This is a genomic window from Rhodococcus sp. IEGM 1351, assembly GCF_030056875.1.
Classification (GTDB): domain Bacteria; phylum Actinomycetota; class Actinomycetes; order Mycobacteriales; family Mycobacteriaceae; genus Rhodococcus_F; species Rhodococcus_F opacus.
The window spans coordinates 1-6,691 of the sequence record NZ_JASHKU010000065.1; the positions used below are offsets into that span (position 1 = coordinate 1).

At 65.4% G+C, this 6,691-nt stretch carries 6 protein-coding genes and 2 pseudogenes; all 8 read left to right on the forward strand.

From position 1 onward, the window contains the following. Nucleotides 1-290: 290 nt before the first annotated feature. Nucleotides 291-456, forward strand: a pseudogene (locus QM806_RS42035) (IS1380 family transposase); the annotation flags it as partial. After that, a pseudogene (locus tag QM806_RS40680) lies at nucleotides 453-824 on the forward strand (transposase); the annotation flags it as partial. The pseudogenes QM806_RS42035 and QM806_RS40680, both read left to right, overlap by 4 nt. Further along, complete coding sequence (locus QM806_RS40685) at nucleotides 733-957, forward strand: transposase (protein ID WP_259465771.1); 225 nt, start codon at nucleotides 733-735, stop codon at nucleotides 955-957. The pseudogene QM806_RS40680 and the gene QM806_RS40685, both read left to right, overlap by 92 nt. Nucleotides 958-1,049: 92 nt before the next feature. After that, nucleotides 1,050-1,319 carry a zinc-ribbon domain-containing protein gene (locus tag QM806_RS40690; RefSeq protein ID WP_081276631.1) on the forward strand — a complete coding sequence of 90 codons (270 nt, stop codon included), beginning with the start codon at nucleotides 1,050-1,052 and terminating at the stop codon, nucleotides 1,317-1,319. A gap of 207 nt (nucleotides 1,320-1,526) precedes the next feature. Further along, complete coding sequence (locus QM806_RS40695; protein WP_064080856.1) at nucleotides 1,527-2,642, forward strand: thiolase family protein; 1,116 nt, start codon at nucleotides 1,527-1,529, stop codon at nucleotides 2,640-2,642. Further along, entirely contained in the window at nucleotides 2,632-3,030 is a 399-nt protein-coding gene (locus QM806_RS40700) for a Zn-ribbon domain-containing OB-fold protein (RefSeq protein ID WP_005262820.1), read from the forward strand. Before QM806_RS40695 ends, QM806_RS40700 begins: the two co-directional genes overlap by 11 nt. Continuing rightward, a complete protein-coding gene (locus QM806_RS40705; RefSeq protein ID WP_054248807.1) occupies nucleotides 3,027-3,815 on the forward strand; it encodes an enoyl-CoA hydratase-related protein in 789 nt (262 codons plus the stop codon). Before QM806_RS40700 ends, QM806_RS40705 begins: the two co-directional genes overlap by 4 nt. After that, nucleotides 3,800-5,944: an acetate--CoA ligase family protein gene (locus QM806_RS40710; RefSeq protein WP_283295019.1), complete on the forward strand. Its 2,145-nt coding sequence runs from the start codon at nucleotides 3,800-3,802 to the stop codon at nucleotides 5,942-5,944. The genes QM806_RS40705 and QM806_RS40710 overlap by 16 nt, the downstream gene beginning before the upstream one ends. Nucleotides 5,945-6,691 lie beyond the last annotated feature (747 nt).

A 6,691-nucleotide genomic window follows, 5' to 3' on the forward strand; every position in this document is an offset into this window, starting at 1 on the left:
TCGATCCGGCCGCTGTCGAGGATCGCGTAGTACCGCTCGATCATGAGTGCATCGGCCATCTCTAACCGAAGTAAATCCAGTTCAGTTTCTCCCTCGAAAGGACACCGACCACATCGTGCTCGAAAAGGACGGCGACGTCGCCCGTGTGTGGCTCAACCGCCCGCATAAGCCTGGAAGCACCGATTGGTATGAGCGTCTGGAGAGTGTCATTGGGGCGAAATGCCTTGTCATAGTGGAAAAATGAGACTTCTCTAGGGTCAGATTCAGCCACACAGAAGGGCATCTCGCGGATGCAATCTCACACCTGGCCCGTCGCCGCGGCCAGATTCGACGACCCCAATCTGGTGTCGACCGCGGGACTGGTCCCGGTGATGGCATTGGCGCAGGCCAGCGGCCTGCTCACGCTCGCCGATCAGCATCTGAGCGTGCCCGACGGACAAAGGTGCCCACCCGGGCCACACGAGCATTTCATGCGGAACGTCGGGTCGGCGGTCTCGTCGAAGCATGTGCCGCCGGTGATGGCTGCGATCAAAACGATCTTCGCGCACACCGAAGCAAATGCTGTTGTACAGCAGTGGGATCAGGTCGCCGACACCTTGAACGAGTCGTTCCCGAAGGTGGCGTCGATGATGCGGGATGCGAAGGAAGATGTGCTCGCGTTCCGGGTCTTCCTGAACGCCCATTGGGCAGAAGGTCTGGTCGAACAATTCGATCGAACGGCTGAACAAGGAGATCAAACGCCGCGCCGACGTCGTGGAAATCTTCCCGAACCCGGCCGCGTTCTTGCGTCTGACGACGGCGGTGGTGATCGAGGCGCACGATGAATGGCAGGTCACCCGCCGCTATGTCTCCGATGTGAGTATGGACGAGCTCAGGGTGGTCATCGCAGCCAAAGGACGAGCCCGCGCCACCGATGCGAACCCGCAGTCGTTGACACCCGAACTCGAAACCGCATAACCTACAACATGACTCGTTGATCACGAACCAGAGGGTTCACCGATCCGAACTACACCACCCAATGGGACGCTACCGCATTCTCCGCAGAACGTGTGTGGGACTCGCAGCGCAGGGTCTGGTGGCGGGCGGATTGCTGCGGTCACGAATGGCAGGACAGCGTCCGGGCGCGGGACGACGGGACGAGGACCTTCTCAACAATCGCCCGCGCAAGAGCTTGCACTGGGCCACGCCGGCAACGGCTTTCGCCACTCGAATGTCACAATGATCACGCAAGTGTTGCGACGACCGCTCGAATCCGCCAGTCGCGGTGGACGCGGAAGTCGGCCACCAGGAGCACGACGGGCAGTGTCATCTGGTGCTGATGGTGCGAATTCCGTCGTCGCAAACGTGATTCAGTGGCAGTGCCGCCAGTCCCCGATCCTGCAACCCATATGGCTCTAACCAACCCATGTCCATGCTAAACCGAATTCAGTTTGACAGATCGGATCCGCAAAGTTACGTTCGGTCGCGTGACTGCGCATCGGAGATGGTCGGCGAACACCGCGGTAGTAGGCTTGGGCGTGACGGCCATGGGAAAGATCTACGGACGAACCACAGCGGACTTCGCCGCTGAGGCGATCGGCCTAGCCCTCGACGACGCGGGACTGCAGAAGACCGACATCGACGGGCTGCTGCTCAATGGCAACGGAAACCTGGACATGGACCCGCGCCTGCAGTTCTCGCTGGGGTTCGAGGATCTGTCGATCATGAACTCGATGAGGGCATTCGGCTCGACAGTCGGCTCGATGGTCCAGTACGCCAGCCTTGCTCTGGAAGCGGGCTTGGTCAACCATGTGGTCCTTGTATATGGCGATACCCCACTGAAGCCCGCTGTCGGTGCGGGTGCCGCGTACGCGGCACGCGGGGTCTGGGACGGGATGAACGTCCTCAAGGCGGTGTATGGCGAGTTCGGTGGCAATGTCCCCTACGCCCTGGCCGCGCGTCGGCATCAGGAGCTCTACGGCACCACGAGCGAGCAGCTCGGCGCTATCGCAGTGGCCCAGCGCGAGTGGGCGCAGATGAACCCGTACGCGCAGATGCAGAAGCCGATGACCCTCGAGGACCACCAGGCCTCACGCATGGTGGCCGACCCGTTCCACCTCTTCGACTGCTGTCTGGTCTCCAACGGTGCCGTTGCCGTCGTGATGACCACGGCCGAACGCGCGAAGGACCTGCGGCAGCCGCCTATCCACCTGAAGGCTGCAACGCAAGCCGCGCCGGGGGACAACCAGATGTCCGGACGCGACCCGGGGATCGTCACGGGCGCGCAGCAGGCCGGCGAGCAGGCCTTCGCGCTTGCGGGGATCACGCGCGACGACGTCGACATCCTCGAGCTCTACGACTGCTACACGTACACGGTCCTGGTGACGTTGGAGGACTACGGCTTCTGCGAAAAAGGTGAGGGCGGTGAATTCGTCGCGGACGGCAAGCTCGGTCCCGGTGGCTCGCTGCCCACCAACACCGGCGGCGGGCAGCTATCGGGCTACTACATGTGGGGCTTCACCCCCCTTTCGGAGGCCATCATGCAGGCACGGGGACAGGCCGGCGACCGCCAGGTGGCCAAGAACGACATCGTCTTGGCCAGTGGCAACGGCGGCGTCCTCAACTTCCACTCGACAACGATCTGGAGCAAGCATGCCGACTGACGCCTCAGAGCTCACCTACGACGACGCCAGCGCCCCGTTCTTCGAGGGCGCGGCCCGCGGCGAGCTCATGCTGCAGTTCTGCGAGTCGTGCGATGGGTACATGTGGCCGGTGAAATACCGCTGCCCCCATTGCTTCGCACCCGCCGTCGTATGGCGTGCAGCGAGCGGCGAGGCAACGTTGTACAGCCTGACCGTCGTACACCAGGCCCACCCGAGGTTCCCCAGCCCGTACGTCCTCGCAACGGTCGAAACGCAGGAGGGTGTCCGGTTCAACGCCTCGCTCGTCGGCGAGAACGCCGCGAGCACACCGATTGGATCGGAGATGGTCGCCGTCTTCGACCGCACCGAGAAGCCGTTCACCGTTCCCAGATTCCGGAGAGCCTCATGAGCTATCACTTCATCACCTACGAAAAGCGCGACCGTGTCGCGGTCGTGACGCTCAATCGGCCGGAGTCGATGAACGCCCTGCATCTCGAGGCGCACCGCGAGCTCGCGGGGGCGTGGGAAGATTTCCGCGACGATCCTGACGTGTGGGTCGCGATTCTGACCGGAGCAGGTGACCGCGCCTTCTGCGCAGGGAACGACCTCAAGGTCACGGCCGAGCGTACGGCGCAGGGCGGCGACGTTCAGGGCGAGGCCCGCCCCCCGTTCGGGCGCATTACCCGTGACTTCGACTGCCCGAAGCCCATCATTGCGGCGGTCAACGGCGTCGCCGCCGGCGGCGGTCTGGAGCTGATCCTGGCCTGTGACATTGTCGTGGCCTCGGAGCACGCCCGCATGGGACTTCCCGAGCCGAAGGTCGGCCTCTTCGCCGGTGCCGGGGGCGCTCACCGGCTCGCACGTCAGGTCCCCTTCAAGCTGGCCATGGGGATGCTCCTGACCGGCGACCTGATCGATGCGCCCGAGGCCCATCGGATCGGGCTGATCAACGAGGTCGTTCCCCATGACGAGCTGATGACGACGGCGCAGTCGTGGGCCGACCGCATCATCAGGTGCTCGCCATTGTCCGTGCAGCTCACCAAGGAGGCGGTCTTCGACGCCCAGTTCCTGAGCATCGACGACGCCTTCCGTAAGGACAACGGCCGACGCGATCGGTTGCTGGCCTCGCACGACTTCGTCGAGGGGCCAAAGGCCTTTGCGGAGAAGAGAGAACCTGAATGGACGGGACGCTGATCGACATGACCGGGACCCACTCCCTGAGCGCGCTGCTCGCGCCCCGCAACGTCGTCATCGTCGGGGCGTCGGAGCGCTCCGCCTGGTCCGCAGGGTCGTTCTCCAACTTCGCCCGGCTGGGGTTCGAGGGTCAGGTGTATCTCGTCAACCGGAAGGGTGGCACCGTCCACGGACAGCCGGCACACCGGTCGTGCGCCGAGATCGGCGAGCAGGTCGACCTGGCCTTGCTGCTGGTGGCCGCCGAGGCTGTCCCGAACGCGTTGCGCGACATCGCTGCGGCGGGGATCCGCTTCGCTGTGGTGCTAGCCGCCGGCTTCGACGAGATCGGCGCCAACGGTCGTGCCGTGCAACAGCAGATCACCGAGCTCGCTCTGGAGCTCGGGGTAACCTGCGTGGGACCGAACTGCCTGGGGTTCATCAACCTCGTCGACAAGGTGCCCGCTTGGTCCGGCCGGATGGCCGAGCTCACCACGGGCGGAATGGCGGTCGTGTCGCAGAGCGGCGCGACCGCGCACACTATCGCGGCCTTCGCAGCGCAGCAGAACATCGGCGTCAGCCACGTCGTCTCAACCGGCAACGAGTCGATGGTCGACACGACCACGATGGCGACCATCCTCATCGAGGACGAGCGGGTCCGCTCCGTGGCGATGTTCATCGAGTCGATCCGCGATGCCCGAACCTTCCGGAGTCTGGCGCGTCGGGCGGCCGAGCTCGGCAAGCCGATCGTGGCGCTCAAGATCGGCTCGAGCGAGCTCGCCGCCGAGATCGCCCAGAGTCACACCGGTGCACTCGTCGGTGACGACCGTCTGGTCGATGCGGCGCTTCGGCAGTTCGGCGTCATCCGGGTCAGGTCTTTGGAGCAGCTGGTGATGACGGCCGGGCTGCTGTCACGTACCGGTCCGCTGGCCACGGGTGACCTGGGAGTCGTCTCGATGTCCGGCGGCGCCTGCGACCTTGTTGCCGACCGGGCGGATGCATCGGGTGTCAGGCTTCCCATCCTCGCGGACGCGACGAAGGCGCGGCTCGCCGAGTTGCTGCCGGAGTTCTGCACCCTGCGCAACCCGCTCGACTCGACGGGTGCGGCATCGGCGAAGCCGGAGCTCTTTCGCGACTCGATCTTCGCGATCGCCGATGATCCGTCGGTGGCGATCGTCGCTGCGATCCACGTTCATCCCACCGAGGAACGCGGCGAGGCAATCAAGGCCCGACTGCGGATCGACGCACCGGCGCTCGCCGGTTCCGCCACGCCGGTGATCCTGCTCGACCAGACGATCGCGACGATAGACCCCGGGACGGTGCGCAATCTCGAGGAGCTCGGCATCCCGCTCGCCATGACCGGTCTTGACCACGTGGTCGAGGCGGCCGGCCATGCGATCTGGTGGTCGCAGTGGCTTCGCCCGGACCACCTGCCTACAGCGAGCGCCCCGGACCTGTCCGACCTCGCGGGGGCCGGTGGGGTGTGGAGCGAGGCTGAGTCGCTGGCGCTCCTGGTCGAGCACGGTGTCCCCGCGGTTCCGTACGCCCATGTCAGGGACGAGGAGGCGGCCGTCGAGGCGGCGGGTCGGCTCGGTTCGCCGCTCGTGGTCAAGCTCGTGTCGCCCGATATCGTCCACAAAAGCGACGTCGGTGGAGTCCTCCTCGGCGTGGATTCGCCCGAGGCGGTCCGGCGGGCGTACCGCCAGGTGCAGGCGGCGGTGCTGGCAGTGCCGGGCGCGCAGTCCGAAGGTGCCCTGATCGCATCGATGCGATCTGGAGGCGTGGAGATGATCGTCGGGGTCGTGCGCGACCAGCAGTGGGGGCTTACTCTCGCAGTCGGCCTTGGTGGTGTCCTCGTGCACGTCATCGACGATAGTGTGCTGCGGACCCTTCCCGTGAGTGAGACCGACGTGCGACAGATGCTGTCGGAGCTGCGCGGCAAGGCTCTGCTCGACGGTGTCCGCGGCTCCAAGCCCGTCGACCTCGATGCGTTGGTGGCTGCGATCCTTAACGTCGCCAGCCTGGCCGAGCGGCTCGGCGACTCGCTCGAATCCATCGAGATCAACCCGTTCCGAGTGGAGGGCTCGACCGTCGAAGCCCTCGACGCGTCGATCGTCTGGGCGCCACGTGGCAGCGATGAGGCGCACCCATAGGAAGATGTCGTGAGGAGTGTGCTTGCCGGAATACAGCTGCCAGTGTGCCTATTCTCGGTCGAGAAGTCCTCGCGCGCAATGCGTCGCCAACAGCGGGTGACGCATTGCGCGCAGCTGCGCATATCAACGCTCGAGAAAGATCTCACCCCACTCGCGGGCGGGGCTCGCGAGTGGGGTGGCTGCCCATCACCGTTAGCGGACGCTTGCGTGTGCCGGTGCCGGTCGCGGACGTCGGCGTTCACGCTCGCCTTTTGCGTCCTCCAGGCTGGCCTGCGGGCGCAGCTGGAGCCGCGAGATCCATCCCGCCATGCGCCTGGTGCGCCGTCGGAGTGTGCTTCCCCGTGGCGGGCAGACGCGGCGCCGCACGTCCTGGAGTAGCCTCGGACGGTGTTTCTGCCTGGGTCGGTCAGACCGCTCGTCCAGGATGGAGCACAGCGGTCGGCACGAAGAATTGAGCTTGTCGAGCACCCGGTCGACGGCGATGGTGGCGCGGGCACATGGCTTGGCCGTCTTCGATGAGCTGCTCTGCGAGGCCGCGGGGAGCCCAGTTCAAACGCTCCGCGGCGAGCGAAGATCGGCGTTGAGCCGTCGCAACACCCTGTGCCCCCGCCTCATCGAAGAAGTCGGTGACAGGCAGCGTGCGTGTGGCGGCGAAGTGCATCCGAGGGACTGCCCCCACCCTGGTTGACACACGGGGTGTGCAGTTTCAGGCCGCGTGTGCGGTCTGATGGAGCGTCTCATATTCGA